This window comes from Methylomonas koyamae (assembly GCF_006483455.1).
GTDB lineage: Bacteria > Pseudomonadota > Gammaproteobacteria > Methylococcales > Methylomonadaceae > Methylomonas > Methylomonas koyamae_B.
Window position 1 is genome coordinate 12,575 of sequence record NZ_PPPU01000011.1, and the last position, 20,520, is coordinate 33,094.

At 52.6% G+C, this 20,520-nt stretch carries 16 protein-coding genes; 7 read left to right on the forward strand and 9 right to left on the reverse strand.

The window, feature by feature from the left end; genetic code table 11:
- Nucleotides 1-35 precede the first annotated feature (35 nt).
- The 3 genes from C2U68_RS05610 to C2U68_RS05620 are packed head-to-tail and all read right to left on the reverse strand — an operon-like array spanning nt 36 to nt 2,526.
- Complete coding sequence (locus C2U68_RS05610; RefSeq protein WP_140911536.1) at nt 36-1,229, reverse strand: sensor domain-containing diguanylate cyclase; 1,194 nt, start codon at nt 1,227-1,229, stop codon at nt 36-38.
- Nucleotides 1,226-2,095 (reverse strand): HDOD domain-containing protein, encoded by an 870-nt coding sequence (locus C2U68_RS05615; RefSeq protein WP_140911537.1) that lies wholly within the window; start codon nt 2,093-2,095, stop codon nt 1,226-1,228. Before C2U68_RS05615 ends, C2U68_RS05610 begins: the two co-directional genes overlap by 4 nt.
- Nucleotides 2,092-2,526 (reverse strand): protein YgfX, encoded by a 435-nt coding sequence (locus C2U68_RS05620; RefSeq protein WP_140911538.1) that lies wholly within the window; start codon nt 2,524-2,526, stop codon nt 2,092-2,094. The genes C2U68_RS05615 and C2U68_RS05620 overlap by 4 nt, the downstream gene beginning before the upstream one ends.
- Nucleotides 2,527-2,589: 63 nt before the next feature.
- Here C2U68_RS05620 and C2U68_RS05625 point away from each other — a divergent pair, with 63 nt between their 5' ends.
- The 4 genes from C2U68_RS05625 to C2U68_RS05640 all read left to right on the forward strand — a co-directional run bounded on the left by C2U68_RS05625 (nt 2,590) and on the right by C2U68_RS05640 (nt 7,226).
- Nucleotides 2,590-3,531 (forward strand): YgfZ/GcvT domain-containing protein, encoded by a 942-nt coding sequence (locus tag C2U68_RS05625; protein ID WP_140911539.1) that lies wholly within the window; start codon nt 2,590-2,592, stop codon nt 3,529-3,531.
- Nucleotides 3,532-3,544: 13 nt separating this feature from the next.
- Entirely contained in the window at nt 3,545-4,387 is an 843-nt protein-coding gene (locus tag C2U68_RS05630) for an HDOD domain-containing protein (protein ID WP_140911540.1), read from the forward strand.
- 12 nt (nt 4,388-4,399) lie between these two features.
- The gene (locus C2U68_RS05635; protein WP_140911541.1) at nt 4,400-5,374 is read left to right on the forward strand and encodes a COX15/CtaA family protein; all 975 of its coding nucleotides are present in this window, start codon (nt 4,400-4,402) and stop codon (nt 5,372-5,374) included.
- A 121-nt stretch (nt 5,375-5,495) separates the two neighbouring features.
- Nucleotides 5,496-7,226: a DEAD/DEAH box helicase gene (locus C2U68_RS05640; RefSeq protein ID WP_140911542.1), complete on the forward strand. Its 1,731-nt coding sequence runs from the start codon at nt 5,496-5,498 to the stop codon at nt 7,224-7,226.
- Between the two features lie 50 nt (nt 7,227-7,276).
- Here C2U68_RS05640 and C2U68_RS05645 read toward each other — a convergent pair whose 3' ends face one another.
- Genes C2U68_RS05645 through nirB form a run of 3 tightly spaced genes read right to left on the reverse strand, consistent with a single transcriptional unit; the run spans nt 7,277 to nt 11,071 of the window.
- Entirely contained in the window at nt 7,277-8,194 is a 918-nt protein-coding gene (locus C2U68_RS05645) for a PhzF family phenazine biosynthesis protein (protein WP_140911543.1), read from the reverse strand.
- A 4-nt stretch (nt 8,195-8,198) separates the two neighbouring features.
- A complete protein-coding gene (gene nirD, locus C2U68_RS05650; RefSeq protein ID WP_140911544.1) occupies nt 8,199-8,531 on the reverse strand; it encodes a nitrite reductase small subunit NirD in 333 nt (110 codons plus the stop codon).
- On the reverse strand, nt 8,531-11,071 hold the full coding sequence (gene nirB, locus C2U68_RS05655; protein ID WP_140911545.1) for a nitrite reductase large subunit NirB: 2,541 nt from the start codon (nt 11,069-11,071) through the stop codon (nt 8,531-8,533). Before nirB ends, nirD begins: the two co-directional genes overlap by 1 nt.
- A 429-nt stretch (nt 11,072-11,500) precedes the next feature.
- Between nirB and C2U68_RS05660 the strand changes: the two genes are divergently transcribed.
- Entirely contained in the window at nt 11,501-12,979 is a 1,479-nt protein-coding gene (locus tag C2U68_RS05660; protein ID WP_260839228.1) for an MFS transporter, read from the forward strand.
- A gap of 2 nt (nt 12,980-12,981) precedes the next feature.
- Nucleotides 12,982-13,563 carry an ANTAR domain-containing response regulator gene (locus C2U68_RS05665; protein WP_140911546.1) on the forward strand — a complete coding sequence of 194 codons (582 nt, stop codon included), beginning with the start codon at nt 12,982-12,984 and terminating at the stop codon, nt 13,561-13,563.
- Between the two features lie 195 nt (nt 13,564-13,758).
- Here C2U68_RS05665 and C2U68_RS05670 read toward each other — a convergent pair whose 3' ends face one another.
- Together C2U68_RS05670 and C2U68_RS05675 are read right to left on the reverse strand one after the other, a co-directional pair.
- Nucleotides 13,759-15,480, reverse strand: a complete 1,722-nt coding sequence (locus C2U68_RS05670; protein WP_140911547.1) for a hypothetical protein — start codon at nt 15,478-15,480, stop codon at nt 13,759-13,761.
- Nucleotides 15,481-15,534: 54 nt separating this feature from the next.
- Nucleotides 15,535-16,617: a DUF4297 domain-containing protein gene (locus tag C2U68_RS05675; RefSeq protein WP_140911548.1), complete on the reverse strand. Its 1,083-nt coding sequence runs from the start codon at nt 16,615-16,617 to the stop codon at nt 15,535-15,537.
- Between the two features lie 583 nt (nt 16,618-17,200).
- Here C2U68_RS05675 and gpmI point away from each other — a divergent pair.
- Complete coding sequence (gene gpmI, locus C2U68_RS05680; protein WP_140911549.1) at nt 17,201-18,844, forward strand: 2,3-bisphosphoglycerate-independent phosphoglycerate mutase; 1,644 nt, start codon at nt 17,201-17,203, stop codon at nt 18,842-18,844.
- Between the two features lie 118 nt (nt 18,845-18,962).
- Here gpmI and C2U68_RS05685 read toward each other — a convergent pair whose 3' ends face one another.
- Nucleotides 18,963-20,492, reverse strand: coding sequence for a hypothetical protein (locus C2U68_RS05685; RefSeq protein ID WP_140911550.1), 1,530 nt, complete (start codon nt 20,490-20,492; stop codon nt 18,963-18,965).
- Nucleotides 20,493-20,520 lie beyond the last annotated feature (28 nt).

Sequence of the window (20,520 nt, forward strand, 5' to 3'; positions counted from 1 at the left end):
TAATGCCGCCGAACAACCGATTTGAGCCGACAACGTTAATCGCCGCGCACTATGTGGTCGTCGAATACTACTAATTGGTTGCGGCCATTGGCTTTGGCCTGGTAAAGCGCCGCATCGGCACAGTTAATCATCTCGTCGATGTCCGGCGCCAAGTTATCCGAATAGCTGTCGGCTGCCAAGCAAAACAGGCCGATACTCAGTGTCACGTTTACCTTCTGACCGCCCAATTTCCATTCCAATTTACTGATTTCCTGCCGAATCCGCTCGCCGAAAACCTTACCGCTCTCGCTCGCCGTATTGGTAAAAATCAATACAAATTCTTCGCCGCCGAAACGCACCAATATATCGGTACTGCGGACTTGGCGTTTTAATGCGGAAGCGACACCGACCAGTATCTGGTCACCGAACAAGTGGCCGAAGCGGTCGTTAACAACTTTGAAATGATCGATATCGAGCACCAACAAACACAAGCTGTTGCGATAACGCATATGCTGGGCGACAACAATTTCGACCTGATCGTAAAAAAATCGCCGATTATGCAGGCCAGTCAACTGATCGTGCATCGACATACTGGCGAAATGTTCTTTGAGCTGATTGGTTTCAGCGACCAGACTTTCCAATTCGGCCGTCCGCGACGCGATTCGTCGCTCCATTTGCCGCACCAAACGTTGGCTAGTAATCAATTGACCGAGGATATTTTTGTAGATTTCCAGCAGACGGATGTGCCAATCGTTGAAGTAAAACGGTTGCGGATGCGATACGTTCAACACGCCGATCAGCTGCCGATTCAAGGTGAACACCGGTACGCTGATCAGCGAACCCGGCGGCGTAGCATCCGTCGTTCTTTCGAAACGCGGATCTTCCAGGCAATTTCGGCAATACTGCAACTCACCGGTCGCGGCAGCCGCACCGATTATCCCCTCGCCGATTTTGAAGGTTAGCGGCGTGTCCGGTACCGACTCTACCACCTGCAGTGACTCTTGAATGCTGGTTCCGGCTAAATTGGTCAGGCATCCCAAATCATCCAGCATAAAAAACGAGCAGCGCTCCATGTCCTGATACTGAATCAAACCGGTGAGCGCTTGTTTTACCAGCAGGGCTTCGTCGTCGATCTGGCAGTCGAGTTCCGACAACTGCTTAATCGCCGACAAGGCGTTGAACAAATCCATCACCAAGTCATGAATGCCGCCGGCTTGACTAGGATTTGAGCCTTCGGATTGCGAATTCATCGCGCCCCCATCACGCCGGCCAAGCTATCTAAAGCCTGCTTGTTTTGAGCTAGCCAATCCACCAGGTTTTCGATAGCTGGTTCCGATAATTCGATTTCGCGACAAGCCGCATCCACCACGCCGCTATTTACCGCCGTTCCGCTATAAATGCGGGCGCTTAACTGGCGGGACAAACCGAGCAGTACCAGCAAAGGCCGTTCCGGGCCGCTAAAATTCGGTTGCCGGAAGTTCGCCAGTACGGTCTGATACACCACCGGCAATTGCCATCTATTCAATAACACGTAGCCGAATTGGTAATGGCTAAGCCCAAATTCCCGGGCGATTTCGTCACCGACCGCTTCCCCGGACGTTTTGCATTTTTCCAGGATCGCGTTCAGCTGCTCCGGCAGCAAAAATCCGAGCGCCAGCAAACCGATATTCAACAATAAACCGCTGGTATAAACCGTCGATACCGAGAAACCATGCAAATGGCGGCTTTCCGTCGCCAATTTTTGCGCCGCAATCGCAATCAATAGCGACTCGCTCCAGAAGCGCTCGCTATCGAAATGTTGGCACTTAGTGGTATCGAATTGGGCGTTGAACACAATCCCTAACGCCAACGACTTGACCAAGTCCATACCCAAAACCTGGAAAATCGCGGTACGCAAATCACTGACAACACCACCGCGGGAAAAATAGGCAGAATTGGCCAATCCCAACAGTCTGGCTACCAGCGCTGGTGACAACGCCAACACCGAGCTCAGCCTATCTATCGAAATATCCGGCGTATTCACGGCAGCAAGTATTCTGACACTGGCCTCAGGTAAGGCCGGCAGGTTTTTCAATGCACCTATTTCTAACGCGATGGTTCGAGAAGTAGCGTTCATTTGGTTTGGTCAATTTGGGAAATTTTCAGGCACACCAACAACCTGCGGAACTGGTCGCGTCGCAACATGTCAGGGAACACCGCGAGTGAGTTGCGGACTCCACTCCCGTCGCGCCAATGCACCGCCACCACCACCCGGCTAACAACGGAGCTGGGCAGCAAGCGAATCGGGAGAAATTCGCCTCGCCCTTCTCGTACCGACCAGCCTCGGCTCAAATGGAAGCGTAACTGGATTGGCCCGACCTTTTCGGCCACAATTGCTTTGGCCCAGCTCAAAACCACCAACGCCGCCAGACTTACCCGGCAACCCGCCGGTAACCCATTCAGCCAACAACCGGCCAACGCCAAGCTGTGCAAGACGCTAACACATATCCGGCGCTGTCGGGAAACGCCAAAGTTAAAATCCACGCTTTGCTCGAGATTTTTGGTCACAAAACCTTCACCCGGCCTTACCTAAGGTAAACTAATCAAATTATTCTCGGTTTTAACAGCCTTATGATTGTAGACCCTACTCCGGCCGTAGCGGCAGAACCAGCGAAACTTCCCCAAAAACTATACGCCGACACCGGGTTGGCTGCCATCGGCGTCAACGGTGTTGATGCCGCCGGCTTTTTGCAAGGCCAACTCACCTGCAACGTGCTCGACCTGAGCGAATCGCAAGCCAGCATCGCGGCATTTTGTAACGCCAAGGGCCGGGTCATTAGTACGCTGTTAGTGGTCAAAACGCCACCAGGATTCTTATTGATTCTGCCGCTCGCGCTAAGGGACAGCGTTTACCGCAAACTACGCATGTATGTGCTGCGTTCCAAAGTGGAATTGACGATGGACGACCGGCTGAAAATATTCGGCATCACCGGTTGCGCCAGCAACTTCAACGACCGAACGTTGCTTCAGGCCGATTTTGCAGTGTCTACCGGCCCGGAGCTCTTGCTCAAGCTACCCGGCAGCGAACGGTTTTTGTGGCTGGTGCCGGAACACGAAGTCGCTAGCCAAGTAGAAAAATTGACTGGTCAGCCCGGTTTTACCCACGGGAGCCCGGCGGAATGGCGCTACCACGATATAGCGTCAGGTTTACCGTGGTTCGGTCCGGAGCAGTCCGAGCAGCACATCCCGCAAATGCTGAATATCGACCGACTCGGCGGTATCAGTTTCAACAAAGGCTGTTATACCGGCCAGGAAATTGTGGCGCGGACTCATTACCTCGGTAAAGTTAAACGCGCGTTGTTCGTGGCAGCCTGCTCAGGCGCCAGCCAACCGCAGCCTGGCGCCGCCGTTTTGGACGGCGACACACAAACGGTCGGAAGCGTCCTCACTGCCGCCACCTGGGAAAACAGCACGCGCCTATTGTTGGTCCTGCAAATAGTTGATGGTATGCCAAAACACCTTATACTTGACGGCGATAACCACGCGCAACTGACGCTGATTTCGGTCCAATAACGGAAATTCATTCATGCAATTCAAATCAGTTCAAGACTTTCTGATCCACGTACAAGCGGAATTGGACGCCAATCGTCTGGTATTGCCGACGCTGCCGGACGTTGCCATCAAAGTCCGAGAAGCTGTTACCAAAGGCGACGCCACCGCGCAAAGTCTGGCTGAAATCATCGCCACCGACGCGGCAATTTCGGCACGTCTGATTCAGGTTTCCAATAGTCCTTTGTACCGTGGCACCGTTGAAATCAAAAACATTCAAATGGCGGTAACCCGGCTCGGCAACAACACGATCCGGACTCTGATCACCAGCCTGATCATGCAGCAGATGTTTACGCCTGCCAGCGCATTGTTGGAAAGCTACTTCCGCAGCACCTGGGAACAGGGCGTGAACGTCTCGGCGATCGCCCGCGCCCTGAGTTCTTTCGTTCCACACTTGAACGCCGACGAAGCCATGCTGGCGGGCCTGATCCACCAAATCGGCAAACTGCCGATACTGACCTTGGTGGAAAAAATTCCGGAATTCCGCGACAGCCCCTCCCGACTCGACAAACTATTGGAAAAGGCCCATCCGCACGTCGGTAAACTCATCATGAATACCTGGAATTTTCCGGAAGAATTGAAGCGGGTGCCGTCTGAATACGTCGATTTTCAGCGGGACTCCGGTCCGCAAGCCGACTATGTGGACTTGGTACAAGTTGCCTTCTTACAAAGCATCGCCGGTACCGATCATCCCGCCTGCCGGGTCGATTGGAGTACGGTGCCGGCTTTTGCCAAATTGGGCCTGCAAGCCGATGCCGAAATTTTGGAAATCGAAGGGGTTTCCGAAGAGATCGAATTGGCCCAGTCCATGTTTTTATAACCCCGCCACACCATGATAGACGATCAGGCTGCCGCCCGCTTCCGTCGCCTAGGCGCGCTGACAATATTCGCCGTGTATTTTGTGATTCTGGTGGGCGGCATCGTCCGCGCCTCCGGAGCCGGCATGGGTTGTCCCGACTGGCCGACCTGCTTCGGCCAATGGGTCCCACCCACCGACGAATCGCAGCTTCCGGCGAATTACCACGAAATATATGCTGCGCGCGGTTACGAGAATACGGCCTTCAATCCGGTGAAGACCTGGACCGAATACACCAACCGCCTGGTCGGCGTGACGATAGGTTTCTTGATTTTCCTGACGGCTTGGTCCTCGCGCATTTATCTGAAAGCCGACAAGACTATTTTTTATTTGGCGCTGTCGGTGTTCTTGTTGGTCGGTTTTCAAGGCTGGCTCGGTTCGGCCGTGGTAGCCAGCAACCTAAAACCGCTGATGATTACGCTGCACATGCTGCTGGCCCTGGGCATCGTCGCACTGTTGATTTATGCCATCGCCCGCTCGCAGAAACCTCTGCTCCAGGCGATAGACACACATTGGCTGACGCCGCGTTTCGCGACGGTTTTGAAAGTAGCCATGGGCATGACCTTACTGCAAATCGCGATGGGCACCCAGGTACGGGAAGCAGTCGATTACATCGCTCACGAGCACAGTTACATTGACCGCCAATATTGGCGCGACAGTTTTCCAATCATCTTCTACGTCCACCGCTCGTTTTCGTCGATCATTCTGTTTACCAACCTGTGGCTGGTTTGGAAAATCCGCGAGCAAGCGGCCGCCGGCAACCTGTTGTTGCGGCTAGGCTATGTCCTGGCGGGCTTAATCGTGACGGCTATTCTGGCCGGTGTCACATTGGACCGTTTAGGCTTCCCGGCGTTTGCACAACCGGTGCATTTGCTGATGGCGAACCTGATTTTCGGCGCCCAATTTTTTCTGTTTATTTGCCTGAGCTATTCGGCAAACCGGGCAGCATAGCGTATCGATATTTTTCTGTAATTATCAATAAGTTAAGCAAGATTCAACCGAACTGCGTTACAATGCCGGCTATGACTGTGCTCCTAGCCGGCCGATCTCTTTTCATCTACAGGTATTTTTAATGTCCGATACGCCCTCCGCAACCGCGCCTTCCTTCAAAGATCTCAACCTCACCGATCCCATACTCAAAGCGCTGGAAAGCGTCGGTTACGAAACCCCTTCGCCGATTCAGGCTCAAATCATACCGTTCGTCATGGCCGGCCGAGATGTGTTGGGCCAGGCCCAAACCGGTACCGGTAAAACCGCCGCCTTCGCCCTGCCCATCCTGAACCGCATCGACATCAAGCAAAAAGACCCGCAAGCCCTGGTGCTGGCGCCGACCCGCGAACTGGCAATCCAGGTGGCCGAAGCCTTCCAATGCTACGCCGCTCACATCAAAGGCTTCCATGTGTTACCGATATACGGCGGCCAGGACTACACCAGCCAATTGCGCCAACTGAACCGGGGCGCGCATGTCATCGTCGGCACACCGGGCCGGGTCATGGACCACATGCGTCGCGGCACCTTGAAACTGGACCAATTGCAAACCCTGGTGCTGGACGAGGCCGACGAAATGCTGCGGATGGGCTTCATCGACGACGTGGAATGGATCCTGGAGCAAACTCCGCCGACCCGGCAAACCGCATTGTTCTCGGCAACGATGCCAAGCGAGATCCGCAAAATCGCCCAGCAATACCTGAACAACCCTGAACAAGTCACAATCAAGGTCAAAACCGCCACGGCAGCCAACATCCGCCAACGTTATTGGTTTGTCAGCGGCCTGCACAAGATGGACGCCTTGACCCGGATTCTGGAAGCGGAAAATTTCGACGGCATGATCATTTTCGTCCGCACCAAAACCGCGACCATCGAAGTGGCCGAAAAATTGGAGGCACGCGGTTTTTCCGCATCGGCAATCAACGGCGACATGTCGCAGGCACTGCGCGAACGTGCCATCGACAACCTGAAAAGCGGCAAGCTGGATATTCTGATCGCCACCGACGTTGCCGCCCGCGGCCTGGACGTCGACCGCATCACTCACGTCGTCAACTACGACATTCCTTACGATACCGAGTCCTATATTCACCGTATCGGCCGCACCGGCCGCGCCGGCCGCACCGGCGACGCGATCCTGTTCGTCTCGCCACGTGAAAAACGCCTGCTGGCCAATATCGAACAGGCCACCAAACAGAAAGTCGAGGAAATGCAGCTGCCGTCGACCGAATTCATCAACAACGCCAGGATCAACAAATTCAAACAGCGCATCACCGACACGCTGGCCGGCGAAGAACTGAGTTTTTATACGCAGCTGATCAACCAATACCAGGTGGAACATAACGTTCCGGCGATGGACATCGCCGCGGCCCTGGCCAGACTGTTGCAGGGCGATACGCCGTTACTGCTCAAAGACAGCGGCAAAAAACCGCGCAAAGATGCCGATAGCAAACCGCAAACCGAGCGGGGCGAACGTGGCCCGCGCCGGGAAAAAGGCCGCGTCGGCGCGGTGGAAATGGAAATGTTCCGCATTGAAGTCGGCCGCGCCGACGGCGTCAAACCCGGCAATATCGTCGGCGCCATTGCCAACGAAACCGGCATTGACGGCGACCACATCGCCCGTATCAAAATCGAGGAACACTACAGCACCGTGGAGTTACCGGCCGGCATGCCGAAAGACTTATTTCAAGCTTTGAAAAAAGTGCGCGTGGCCGGCAAGCCGTTGAACATTTCCCGTTTCGACGCCGCTTTGGTCAAGAAAGACAAAAGCAAAAAACGCGTCGGCTCAACCTCAAAACGCGCTAAAAGCCGGGAATAAGCCGGCAAATGCAGCCGGCTGCGGGCACGCGCCGGCTGTCATACGTCGGTTCAATCCGACAAATCGATAGTACCTTCGGCAAATATTGCCGCCTGTCCGCCAACCCGGACCGTCAGATACTCCTGCTGCTTGTTGTCCATTTCCAACTGTATCAAACTGCGGCGACCGGCGTGGTGGCCGCGCTCGACGGCGAACACATGGGTACCCTTACGCGTGTGTTCGAAGGAACACAGATAGCTGCAAAAAGCCGGCGTTGCACTGCCGACCGGCGGGTCTTCATGCATACCGATGTTCGGTCCCAACAAACGCAAGGTGAAATCGGCTTCCGGGTTCGGCGATTTCGGCGCGAACAACAAAATTTCCTGAGCGGCGGTTTGCGGGGCGCTGGACTGGCTCCATGCCGAATAATTGAATCGGGCCTTGCGCACCGATTCGTAACTCCACACCGGCACCACCAGATACGGAAATCCGCAGGAAACCAGGCGCGGCGAATATTTCTTATGGTCCAAGTCGGCGATTTGCAAACCGAGGAATTGGGCCAGCTCTTCATCGCTCGGGGCAAAACGGTCGACGACGGCGCTAATGCTCCGGCTAAACTGCACCAACGTCGGCTTACCGCCGACGCTGGAGATATTGGCTTCGATCACGCCAACGTTTTGTTCCAGCAACAATGGCGTCACCGGGTCGGCCAACGCAATATCGCCGCAAGCGGCCATCACATAGGCCGCGGCCACAATGGACTGACCGCCAAACTGAATCTCCCCTAACGGAGAAAAGATACGCATTCGCCGACCGCTACCCGCACCCTGGCCTGGAAACAAGAACACGGTTTCCGGCAGGTTCAATTCCTTGGCGATGGCAACCATCGTTTCGGTATTTAGACCGTTACTCTGCGGCAACACCGCAATCTGGGCACCATTAAAGATTTGCCGGGTAAATACGTCGGCAATGTAATAGCGGTATTTCATCGGTTTACTCCGGCAACTGCACCGCTACCCTGCCGCGATCGATTCTGACCCGGTATGCAGGCGTTGCGACGCTGGGATCTTCGAAACAGACGCCGGTATGTAAATGAAAATGCTGCTTATACATCGGCGACGCCACCATCGGCTCACCGCCGATGTCGCCTATCATGCCACGCGACAACACATTCGCGCGACTGAACGGGTCGAAATTACCGACCGCGTAAACCGCTTGCCGCCGCGGCAGATAAAAAATCGCCACTTGTTGGCCGCCGACCAGAGCGCAAATACCGGAATCCGGCTGCAAATCGTCGATACTGCAGACATCGATCCAATTGTTCATTAGGCGGCCTCCTCAACCAGTTTAAAATGTTTGCGCTCGAAATCGTTGGCCGGCCGAATCTGGCCGCGCTCCTCGACAAACACCACGTTGTCGTCGGCTTGGTCGCTGTTGACGAAATGGCGGAACCGTTTCAGGCGTTGTTCGTCCTGCAAGGTGGTTTTCCACTCGCATTGATAGGTGTCGATGACACGCTGCATCTGCTGCTCCAGATCGCCGCCAATCCCGAGCTTGTCGTCGATCACCACCGACTTCAAATAGTCCAGACCGCCTTCCATGTTTTCCATCCAGACCGAAGTGCGTTGCAGCCGGGCCGCGGTACGCACATAGAAAATTAATACCCGGTCGATGTATTTGATCAGGGTTTCCTTGTCCAGATTGGTGGCGAACAAATCGGCATGGCGCGGTTTCATACCGCCGTTGCCGCAAACGTACAGATTCCAACCGTTCTCGGTGGCGATGACGCCGATATCCTTGCCCTGGGCCTCTGCGCACTCACGGGTGCAACCCGACACGGCGAATTTGATTTTGTGCGGCGCCCGCAAACCCTTGTAGCGATTTTCCAGTTCGATCGCCAAACCCACGCTGTCGTCGACACCGTAGCGGCACCAAGTACTGCCGACGCAGGACTTGACGGTGCGTAGCGACTTGCCATAAGCGTGGCCGGATTCGAAACCGGCATCGGTAAGTTCCTGCCAGATCGCCGGCAATTGCTCCAGCCGGGCACCGAAAAAGTCGACGCGCTGGCCGCCGGTGATTTTGGTGTACAAATTGTATTTTTTGCCGACCTGTCCCAGCACGATCAACATATCCGGGGTGATTTCGCCGCCGGCGATCCGCGGCACCACCGAATAAGTGCCGTCTTTCTGCATATTGGCCAGGAAGGTGTCGTTGGTATCCTGCAGACCGATATGCGGTTTTTCCAGGATGTAGTCGTTCCAGTAAGAGGCCAGAATCGAGCCGACCGCTTGCTTACAAACCTCGCAGCCCAAGCCCTTGCCGTGTTTATCCAGTAATTCGTCGAAGGTTTTGATCTGGCCGACCATGATCAGGTTGTACAAATCCTGGCGGGTGTAGGCAAAGTGTTCGCACAGGTCGGTGCTGACCGCGACGCCCATCTTGCCTAATTCGCAGTCCAATACCGACTTCAACAGCGCCGAACAACCGCCGCAACCGGTGGCGGCTTTGGTCTGCGCTTTTAAATCGCCCAACGTCAGGCAACCGGCTTCGATCGCGCCGCAGACCTGGCCTTTACTGACGTCGTGGCAAGAGCAGATTTGTGCCGACGCCGGCAGCGCATCCGGCCCCAGTCCCACCGATTGGTCGGAGCGCTGCGGCAAAATCAAAGAATCCGGATTTTCCGGCAACTCGATACCGTTCAGGCAGTATTGCAACAAGGTGCCGTAGCCGGCGGCATCGCCGACCAACACTGCACCGAGCAGGTGTTTTTGATCCTGGCTGACCACCAAGCGTTTGTAGATTTCGTCTGAACCGTTCTGGTAGGTGTAAACCAATGCTCCCGGCGTCTTGGCGTGAGCATCGCCGATGCTGGCGACATCGACGCCCATCAGCTTCAGTTTGGTGCTCATGTCGGCGCCGGTAAAGCTGGCCGCGTCGTCGTTTAATGCGGCGACGACAGTTCTGGCCATGGTATAACCCGGCGCGACCAGACCGAAAATCTGGCCGTTCCACAGTGCGCATTCGCCGATCGCGTAAATGTCCGGATCGGAGGTTCGGCATTGATTGTCGATGACGATGCCGCCGCGGGGGCCGACTTCCAGCCCGCATTGGCGGGCAATTTCGTCGCGCGGCCGGATCCCGGCCGAGAACAATACGATGTCGGTTTCCAGCACTTGACCGTCGGCAAAATTCATTTTGTGCCGGCACTGCATGCCGTCGTCGATCAAGGTGGTGTTTTTGTTCAAATGCACGTTGACGCCCAGGGCTTCGATTTTGTGTTTCAGCATCGCGCCGCCGCCTTCGTCCAATTGCACCGCCATCAAGCGCGGGGCAAATTCGACGACGTGGGTTTCCAGACCTAAATCCTTCAGCGCTTTTGCCGCTTCCAAACCCAACAACCCGCCGCCAACGACGGCGCCCACTTTAGACTGCGCTGCGGCGGCTTGAATCGCCTCAAGGTCTTCTATGGTACGGTATACCAGGCACTGCGGCCGCTCGTGGCCAGGCACCGGCGGCACAAACGGGTAGGAGCCGGTCGCCAATACCAACTTGTCGTAAGCTATCGTCAAGCCTTTCGCCGAGGTGACTTGCTTGGCGGCGCGATCGATCTCGACGGCTTTGTCCCCCAAATGAATTTCGATGCCGTGCTCGGCAAAAAAACCGGACTCGACCAGAGACAGGTCTGCCGCGGTTTTGCCGGCAAAATATTCCGACAAGTGCACGCGGTCGTATGCAGGACGCGGTTCTTCACAGAACGTGACTACCCGGTAGTTTGCAAGCGCCGCACTGCCCGCCAAACTACTCAAAAAATGCTGGCCAACCATGCCGTTGCCAATCACAACCAGGGTTTGTTTGTTACTCATCTCAGGCCTCTGTCGATTCAGATTAATCCGTAGGCGCCGAGTTAACCATTCTGTGGCTACTCGGCGAAAGGGTTCGCAACTTGTCCCGGCACCCAAACTTCCGGCCAAAAAAAAGGCGTCCTGACGAAACGAGTACACTCGTTCGAGCAGGACGCCTTTGTCCAGTATTTAACACGGGGGGGTAAGCCTGTAGACAAGACTTGCGAATTGGAAAACAAAATACATGCCAACTCATAAAGCATTGATAAAATGGCACTACTTGATCTTATCTAGCGCAAACCCCTAAACATTGCACCCAAATAAGGCGAGCTTGGCGCGGTTTTGCACCAAATTGAAGCAATCAGCCGATCAAAACGACCGCCCCAGCTATCCGCCAGGGCTGGCATACTAGCTGCTAACAGTTACCGAATCGACAACCCCGGAATTCGCATGTCATTTACCCCGTTTAAACTGCTGAGTATGCAGGGCAAAGCTAAAGTCCTGCATATGAGTTGGATAGCTTTCTTCATCAGCTTCGTCATCTGGTTCAACCACGCCTCGCTGTTGGTCTTGATTCAGCAAGATGTCGGGATCAGCGAGACTGAAGCCGAAATCCTGCTGTTGCTGAACGTGGCGTTGACTATTCCGGCGCGGGTCATCACCGGCATGCTGGTAGACCGGTTCGGCGCCAAAATCAGCTACAGCGTGTTATTGGCGGTATGTAGCATCCCCTGTTTCATGTTCGCTAGCGCCGAGAATTTCGCCGAATTGGCTTGGTCGCGTTTCCTGCTTGGTTTCATCGGTGCCGGTTTTGTGGTTGGGGTGCGGATCATCGGCGACTGGTTCCCGGCCAGCCAGGTCGGTACCGCAGAAGGAATTTACGCCGGCTGGGGCAATTTTGGCTCGGCTTTCGCCGCGATCTTCCTGCCCGGACTGGCATTTTACTTCGGCGCCGAGCACGGCTGGCGCACGGCGATTGCTTTAACCGGCGGCATCGCCCTGGTCTATTCGGTTATTTACTACTTTAGCGTCGAAAACTTCCCGCCCGAAATCGCCGCCTTGAAAACCCGGCGCTCGGCAACAATGGAAGTCACCAGCATTCGCGATTTGTTTTTGTACATGTTAAGTCTGGCGCCGCTGTACACCACAATGTCGCTGCTGGCCTGGAAGCTATCGACGCCGGAAATCGCCGTCATCAGCCCCGGTTACACCTTGATGTTACATAGCGTGGTTTGGCTGCTATTCCTGATTCACTGCTACCAATTGGTCAACAACAACGCCGACCGTCTCAGCCAGCCGATCGCCAGCATCCACCATTACCGCTACAAACAGGTCTTCATTCTAGCCATTGCCTATTTGGTGACCTTCGGTTCCAAACTGGCGGTACTGTCGATGCTGCCGATATTTTTTTACAAAACCTTCAACCAAACCCAAGGCCTGGGCATGCTGGATGCCGGCCTGCTGGCTTCCAGTTTCGTCGTGACCAACGTCATTGCCCGCCCCGCAGGCGGCTGGCTTAGCGACAAGATCGGTCGCAAATTATCGTTAACGCTATTTTCAGCCGGCTTGGCCGGCGGCTACCTCCTGATGGCCTTCATTTCGCCGCAATGGTCGATTGCCGTTACCGTGGTCGTCACCTTGGTGTGTTCGATCTTCATGCAAGCGGCCGAAGGCGCAATTTTTGCCTTTGTGCCCTTGGTCAAACGCGCGATCACCGGTGAGGTGGCGGGCATCGTCGGCGCTTACGGCAATGCCGGCGCCATCGTGTTCTTGATTTTACTGACCTTCGTCTCGGCGACCGCCTTCTTCCTGATTCTTAGCGCCTGCTGCCTGTTACTACTCGGTCTGATCTACTACCTGGAAGAACCGAAAAACTACATTACCGAAATCATGCCTGACGGCTCGTTGCTGAAAATCGCATTGGATTAACCATGGCCGGATTGAACGTTTTAGTCGTCGACGAATTCGATAGCGAGCGCCTGCTGGAAGCGGCGTTACGCCAACACGGCTGCGAGGTGGTCACGCTCAGGCTAAAAGAGCTGAACATGCTGCAGATCGTGCAAACCCTGCATCCCGACGTGGTGGTATTAAACCTGTATACCCCAACCGATGAGGTCCTGCAGACCATCGTCGAAATCAACCAGAGTTTTTCGTTACCGGTGGTGATGTTCGCCGAAGACCAGCAAACCGACACCATCAACAAAGTCATCAAAGCCGGCGTCAGCGCCTACATCGTCGATGGCCTGGAGCCGAAACGGATCAAGGCCATCGTCGATATCGCCATCGCCCGCTTCAAGGAGCAGCATGCCTTGAAAGAAGAACTGAAAAAAACCAAAACCCAGCTCGAAGACCGCAAATTGCTGGACCGGGCCAAAGCCATCTTGATCAAATCGCAAGGCTATACCGAAGACCAGGCCTACCACGCCCTGCGCAAGCTGGCGATGGACCGCAACATGCCGATCGGCGAAATGGCCAAGAATGTGATTTCGATGGCGGAGTTGTTTGGTAAATAGCGGCTACTCGTGATTGTTTGAGGGCACGAAATAGGTCGTTTTCGGCCATTAAGAGACAAACAGGAGTTTATGGTGTACGACAAGGAAAGCCTAAGAGCAGCCGTCAACGCCTTGCTAAGCGATCCAGTAGAACACAGCGCCAACTACAGAAGATATTCATAAGCTGGCCGAGGGTGGATCTAGTTAGGCAACATGTTATCCGCTATTAAAATCTGATTCAAATATATAGGAATATCCTGATTCGACTCTGTTATATGTAGTGTTATTCAGCAGGGCGTGCTCCACATCCAAATATATTACTTTTGCTAGATCCTTTATTGGCTTTAACTTTTCGGAATCCATTCCACATACAAATAGTTGCGATTTTTTAGGCAGCTCATCAAGAAGTAGCGAGACAATACTATCGTAGTATTTTGCTGCTTGCTCGTGTTGATTCGGAGTATCAATGACAAAAGGGCATAAAACATGCTCTCCATACTTATAAATCAAATTGTATATGCTGACATAATAAGCAAGCATTGCTCTCGTTGACTCTGCTGCACCGCCGCTTGCAGCAACTTTGGAATAATTTTCTGGGGATTTTATAGGGCTAGTATTAACCCCAAAAGCCTTGAGTTTAGTAACGTAGCGTGGAAATAAATCCTGAAAGTCCCCTTTAATCTTTTCTCTGCTATCTTTAGAAGCCTTGGTTCTTTCGTTAATCAGACGTTGCTCATCGGTAGTAAGATTATGTAATTTTTCAATCTGCACGCATCTATCCCCTTCAACCTTTTTTTTCACCGAATTCGATGCAATTGATTCAAGGATGGTGGAGAAAGAATTATTTTGGTTTTCCGGTGACGAATATTTTTGATCAAGCTCGCTAATGTGTGCTCTAAGTTTTTTAAATTCAACGTCTTTTTTCTCTATATTTTCGTTCAATAGAATCAACTCTGAATGTAGTCTTTGGACTATGGCTTCAGCTTGCTTTTTGTCTTGCAGCAAAGTAAATCTATTTACAATAGAGTTGTCATGGATAACGCCACATGTAGGGCATTCAATATCTTCATCTAGAGATTCTGCAAATTCGTAATCCTCGCAAGCCTCGATAAATGAATTTTCAGCCACAATGATCTGACACTCCACATGAGCTTTTTCCGCTTTTAAAGAAGCCAACTCCTCAAACAGAATTTCTTGCTGATAGTATAAATCCATAACTTCAACACTAATTTGTTCTTCTACTTCATTAAGCTCCTTTTCTTCCAAGACTAGGCCACTTAAAAATGGAATATCGCATAATACGGAAATTGCAGTATCTAATCGCTCAATGGCTTTTTTGACTTCGGTAGATTCAAGTTTTTTTGAATAAATTTTTTCAGTGGTATCAAAGTAATTTTTTTTAATCATTCCTGTGTGATAAGGAACTATTGTCTTTCTCCAGTTTGCAAATTGGCTTAAATTAAGGAAGCCTGCCCAAGCATTCGCCCAACTCAATTTTTGATCTATATAGAAGGGCAAAAAGTAGTAAGCCGGCGAAGGCGTGGTAACTTCATCTTTATCACGTACTTCTAATAGAGCATTGAAATTAACTAGGCGCATCAAGGCGGAAGAAAAACCATCTCCTCCCAGAGAGGAAAAAACCTTATGGTTATTTTGATTATCCTTCAGAATAAATCTATTACCATGTCTAGCCAAAAGGTATGATTCTTCATTAATATCAAATTCTAATATCACTCTGCTATCAAGAGCTTTCCAATTATCATCAAACTGCGGCTCACAACCAAAGCACCAAAATATACTCTTAACAAGAGATGATTTTCCAACACTATTTTTTTCTTTTGATAGTATTAAATTGTAGCTCCTTGAGAAGTCGAACTGAGCTGCTTTCCTTTGAGTTTTGCTTATTATAGTCAGTCGATTGAAATACATTTCTCTCATTAGATATTTTCCTTAGACTTCTTACTAGTCGCTTATAGCTAAAATTATCCCGACTCATATTTTTACGCTCCCCAGAAATTCATACAGAAAGGCACCAGTGAGGTCTTCTGAGTTTGAGAAAAATAACAAAGTTTTCTCATTGAGATTTTTTATTACTTTTGTCTCTAAATCCTTTGCGCTAGAGCAGCCTTCTATATTATTGTTAATATTAGTAATCAGGTCGTCTGAAACAGATTTTATCAAGGGCTCTCTATTTGCCGCCCTTTTCAAGTAATAACGATCGAAAGCGTTACGAACTTTCCTTCTCTCTATAGAATTTAGTGAATATTCTGATGCTAGAATATACATTAATTCATTTGCAATATTCTCGTCGGGCTTTCGACTTATATGGTGTTCAATAACTTCTGCCAGTTGAATATGTGTTATTGCTTTCTTTCTAAGCGCATCATCCCAATTTTGATAATCGAATATATTTTCTCCTTTTCTGCTCAAGTCTCTGATAATGCATGTGTAGATAGAATTAGAGTCATATTTTAAACCTGGTACTAGCTTGCTTATCAACGAACTGATTCTTCCTTCAACCACATGATCAAATCCTTTATCAGGTAGGCCGGGTATTATGAAGGCTAATTTTTCAAAGAATCCCGATGTATCTTTAATATGCGCTATGCATTCTTTAATCTTTTCTTCTTCTTCTTTGCTCAATTGGCCAGAATCGAGTACCTCAAAGGCATATCCTTTTTTGTTAAAATCAAAACTGTATCCCCCAGTTGAAACAAAGTTTACTCTTGTTATTTTATCTGTATAGGACCTATCACAGCAGCTAATTGCCAATTTTTCGATTATAGACTTAGGATCTTTTTTGGATTTCTTTGTAAGGTTATCAACGGTATAAGTTTTTGATGTTTCTTTGACTTGATTAAACTCAAATGTAGTTTTGTCAGCATCTAAAGAACTCGCAATAGTGACATCCTCGTGCGCTTCTATAAAAAGAGCAAATTCATTACCCTTTTCGTGCTCATCCAGCATGCGACAGAAAGCCCAGTGATATTGGTAGTTATACTTACGAAAAGTTTCACTACCAGATTTTTCCCTTTTAGGGTCTAGGCCTAATGGGTTTGTGTTACTTTCATCCATTTTGAATCCTAATCATCTATGGTCGCGCAGGGCTGTATGGCGGATAATCGAAGCATCATCCGCCGATACAGTCGTCAATTCTTCCTTTTACCCACTTGTACCAATGCCAAATCTGAGGGTCGTAGACTGGCTAGAGTAAGGTGAAACCCAGCAATTGCTTTGAAATAACCTAGTTTCTTTACATTCGAACTGCTCTTAAGTCTTAGAAAACTTAACCACTTCTAGGCTGGGTTTCATTATCATTCAACCCAGCCTACCACTGCAAACCACACATCAACTTATTATCAATTTGCGGACATTAGTAAAACTGGAGCGAACGTCGCTTCAGGGTCGAAAACATCAAACACCTCAGCGACATCAGCACCACACGGGTTACATTCTCACCAACGCCCCTAACCCGCATCCACGCCAACTGGTCAGCCTTTGGTCTTTGCCGCCATCCCGATTTCCTTGATGCTGCCATCGGAGTTAACATATCCGGCTTATTTGCTGGCGAGCCGTATCGTTCAGCGACGGGTTGATCCGGCAGACAGTCGGGTGCCCTATTCCAACGGTTTCTTTTTTCCATCGATCCGACAACAGTATGAAACTAGCAAAATCTTCCCGCTTCTCCCCTTGCCAAGGCCCGGTCGTTACGATCGTTCTGGACGGCGTCGGCATTTCGCCGCGCGACGACGGCGATGCCGTCAAAGCCGCGCGCACGCCGATGCTGGACCAGCTGATGGCCAACTTTCCGATGACCAAATTGTTGGCGCACGGTAAGGCCGTCGGCATGCCCAGCGACGAGGACATGGGCAATAGCGAGGTCGGCCATAATGCCATCGGCGCCGGCCGGGTGTTCGCCCAAGGCGCCAAACTGGTGGCCGAGTCGATCGCCAGCGGCCACCTGTGGCAAGGCCACGCCTGGCACGAAGTGGTTGCCGCCGCCAAGCAAGGCGGCACCCTGCACTTTTTGGGCTTGTTTTCCGACGGCAACGTACACTCACATATCGACCATCTGAAAGCGATGATCGATCGCGCCAAACAGGAAGGCGTGTCTAAAGTGCGGCTGCACATTCTGCTCGACGGCCGCGACGTCGGTGAAACCTCTGCGCTGGATTACGTCGATCCGTTCGAAGCGTATCTGGAGGACTTAAGCGACGCTAATTTCGACGTGGCCATCGCCTCCGGCGGCGGCCGCATGAAAATCACGATGGACCGCTACGAAGCCGACTGGAGCATGGTGCAACGCGGCTGGGACATCCACGTCAAAGGCGAAGGCCGCCAGTTTGCCAGCGCCCATGAAGCGATCGAAACCTATCGCAACGAACTGAAAGTCATCGACCAGGACTTGCCGGGTTTCGTGATTGCCAAAGACGGCCAGCCGCTGGGCAAAATCGTCGACGGTGATGCCGTGGTGTTTTATAACTTCCGCGGCGACCGCGCCATCGAGATTTCCCGCGCCTTCACCGAAGAAAACTTCGCGCCGTTCCAGCGCGGTCCGCTGCCGAAAGTGACCTATGCCGGCATGATGCAATACGACGGCGACACCAAATTGCCGCCGCGCTTTTTGGTCGAACCGCCGGCCATCGATAGAACCATGGGCGAATACCTGGCCAAAAACGGCGTCGCCCAATACGCGATCAGCGAGACGCAAAAATACGGCCACGTCACCTATTTCTGGAACGGCAACCGCTCCGGCAAGTTCGACGATGCGCTGGAAACTTACGTCGAAATCCCCAGCGACGTGGTGCCGTTCGAGCAACGTCCCTGGATGAAATGTGCGGAGATTACCGATGCGCTGATCGAAGCCATTCAAGGCGGCCAATACAAATACCTGCGCGTCAATTATGCCAACGGCGACATGGTCGGCCACACCGGCAACTTCGAAGCAGCGGTGACCGCGATGCAAGGCCTGGATCTGCAACTGGCGCGCTTGATTCCGGTAATTCTGCAGGCCGGCGGCGTAGCATTGATTACTGCCGACCATGGCAACGCCGACGAAATGTACGAACTGGACAAGAAAGGCAACGTCACCCGCGACGCCGAAGGCCGCACCAAGGCCAAAACCTCGCACACGCTCAACCCGGTGCCGTTGGTACTGGTCTCCGGCGAAGCCGATCCGGCCTACAAGCTACGCGACGACTTGGCGGCGCCGGGCCTGTCCAACATCGCCGCGACGGTATTGAATCTGCTGGGCTACGAAGCGCCGGAAGATTACGATCCAAGTTTGATCGTGCCGGCATAAGCCTTGCGACCGCGGCGGGAGGCGCCATTTCCCGCCGCGGCAACTTTAGCGTTCGCCGGGCTGCCGAGCTCAGCAATGCGCAAATGAAAAAGGCCGGAATTCCGGCCCTTTTTGCTGATTAGTCGCTTGCCGTCTTGAATCGGGTCGCGGCGCCCAGCAAGCCGGTGACGAAGAAGGCTGTGCCGACCAAGGTAAAGCGCAGATTTAGTTTTTCCAACGCCAGATCGTCGGTCGCATAGAGCATGAAGATCACGGCAATACCGCCCCAGGCCAGAAAGCGCAATCCGGCAGCTATGGCAGCTTGGCTCAAGGTTTCGGCGTCGCTGGCCGGCGCATCCATCCGGTAGGCGACGAAGCCGCTGATCAACGCCGGCATGATCCCCCACCGGGCATGGTCGAGGAAACTGTCCAGGAAATTGAAGTCGCCGCGATGGTAGAACGTCAGCTCCAGGATGAAAGTGGATATCGAGGTGCTGACCACGAAACCGACGAACATCATCGCCATATAAAAGCCGTAGTAGCGGTCGGCCGGCTCCTGCTGGTGGCGGAAAGCGACGCTACGCAATACGAACACCAGGGCGATCGGCAACACGTAAATCGCAATCGAATAGGCAATCCAGCGTAACGTGGTGTAACTGAAGTGGGATAGCGGCTTGTCCGGAAACAAAAACACGTTGTGCAACGCTACCGAGACCTCGCGCCCCAAAATCACGCCGAAAGTGGTCGCGGCTGCAAAAATCAGCAGGTATTTATAGGTATGCTTCAGCCGCGCCTCATGGACGTTACCGCCCAGTTCCTTCACGGTGGCCCAGATTTCGTTCTCATTGGCGCTGCCGAACACAACCAGCGCCGCCAGCAACCGGCACAGCAGCCCACTGAGCCGGTCCAGTTCCTTCAATAGATTGACGGTCTTGGTGTAGTGCGGCTCGGCCTCCTTCCATACCGCGACCTTTTCCGACATCGCGTTATAGGAAATGCAGATTTCGCCCCATTTCAGCGACGGTTCGCTGAACAGCCGCCGGTAAGACGATTGGTCGGCATAATGCTGAATTCGGTCGAACAACAGGCTGTTATGGGCCCATTTGTACTCGACCGTGGCACCGGCTTTGTCGAAATCGCCGGCGTCGATGCTTTGCACCAACAGGCGGTCGGCGATTTGACCTTTGATTTTGTCGTCCACCGCCGATAGCCGGGATTTGATCAAGGCGTTGTAGACCTCGACCGCTTTGGTCGGGATCGCGAATGCATCGTGTATGCTATCGCGCAAAATCAGCAGCGGATTGAACGCGCTTTCCCAACCGATCAAGAACAGCACGACACCGGCGGCGATCAGCGGCAGCAACTTGTTGCCGTCCAAACCGTACAACAGCTCGACCAGGCTACCGGCCCGCAAATGGCTGACGACCAAGGTCACCAACGGCTCCAGCGGCAGCCATTGCCAGGTCAACAAACAAAACAACGCCGCCATCAAGGCACAGTACAAACCGATTCCGGTCCAGTAGGTGCTGCGGCGAATGAAGTATTGCGGCAGAGTCGGTTCCGCGCCAAGCTGGATCCGGCGCTTTTGAAACGAACGGTAGGCCAGCACCGCGGCTGCCGCGGCGCCCAGCAACTGAATCGCAAAATTAATCAGAAATTCGATGGTCATTGTTCCTACGGGTTGGTAGAGAAAGGAA

Coding starts and splice junctions, on each gene's coding strand:
- C2U68_RS05610 (WP_140911536.1), bottom strand. CDS start 1,229: ATGAATTCGCAATCCGAAGGCTCAAATCCTAGTCAAGCCGGCGGCATT.
- C2U68_RS05615 (WP_140911537.1), bottom strand. CDS start 2,095: ATGAACGCTACTTCTCGAACCATCGCGTTAGAAATAGGTGCATTGAAA.
- C2U68_RS05625 (WP_140911539.1), top strand. CDS start 2,590: ATGATTGTAGACCCTACTCCGGCCGTAGCGGCAGAACCAGCGAAACTT.
- C2U68_RS05630 (WP_140911540.1), top strand. CDS start 3,545: ATGCAATTCAAATCAGTTCAAGACTTTCTGATCCACGTACAAGCGGAA.
- C2U68_RS05635 (WP_140911541.1), top strand. CDS start 4,400: ATGATAGACGATCAGGCTGCCGCCCGCTTCCGTCGCCTAGGCGCGCTG.
- C2U68_RS05640 (WP_140911542.1), top strand. CDS start 5,496: ATGTCCGATACGCCCTCCGCAACCGCGCCTTCCTTCAAAGATCTCAAC.
- C2U68_RS05645 (WP_140911543.1), bottom strand. CDS start 8,194: ATGAAATACCGCTATTACATTGCCGACGTATTTACCCGGCAAATCTTT.
- nirD (WP_140911544.1), bottom strand. CDS start 8,531: ATGAACAATTGGATCGATGTCTGCAGTATCGACGATTTGCAGCCGGAT.
- nirB (WP_140911545.1), bottom strand. CDS start 11,071: ATGAGTAACAAACAAACCCTGGTTGTGATTGGCAACGGCATGGTTGGC.
- C2U68_RS05660 (WP_260839228.1), top strand. CDS start 11,501: ATGTCATTTACCCCGTTTAAACTGCTGAGTATGCAGGGCAAAGCTAAA.
- C2U68_RS05665 (WP_140911546.1), top strand. CDS start 12,982: ATGGCCGGATTGAACGTTTTAGTCGTCGACGAATTCGATAGCGAGCGC.
- C2U68_RS05670 (WP_140911547.1), bottom strand. CDS start 15,480: ATGAGAGAAATGTATTTCAATCGACTGACTATAATAAGCAAAACTCAA.
- C2U68_RS05675 (WP_140911548.1), bottom strand. CDS start 16,617: ATGGATGAAAGTAACACAAACCCATTAGGCCTAGACCCTAAAAGGGAA.
- gpmI (WP_140911549.1), top strand. CDS start 17,201: ATGAAACTAGCAAAATCTTCCCGCTTCTCCCCTTGCCAAGGCCCGGTC.
- C2U68_RS05685 (WP_140911550.1), bottom strand. CDS start 20,492: ATGACCATCGAATTTCTGATTAATTTTGCGATTCAGTTGCTGGGCGCC.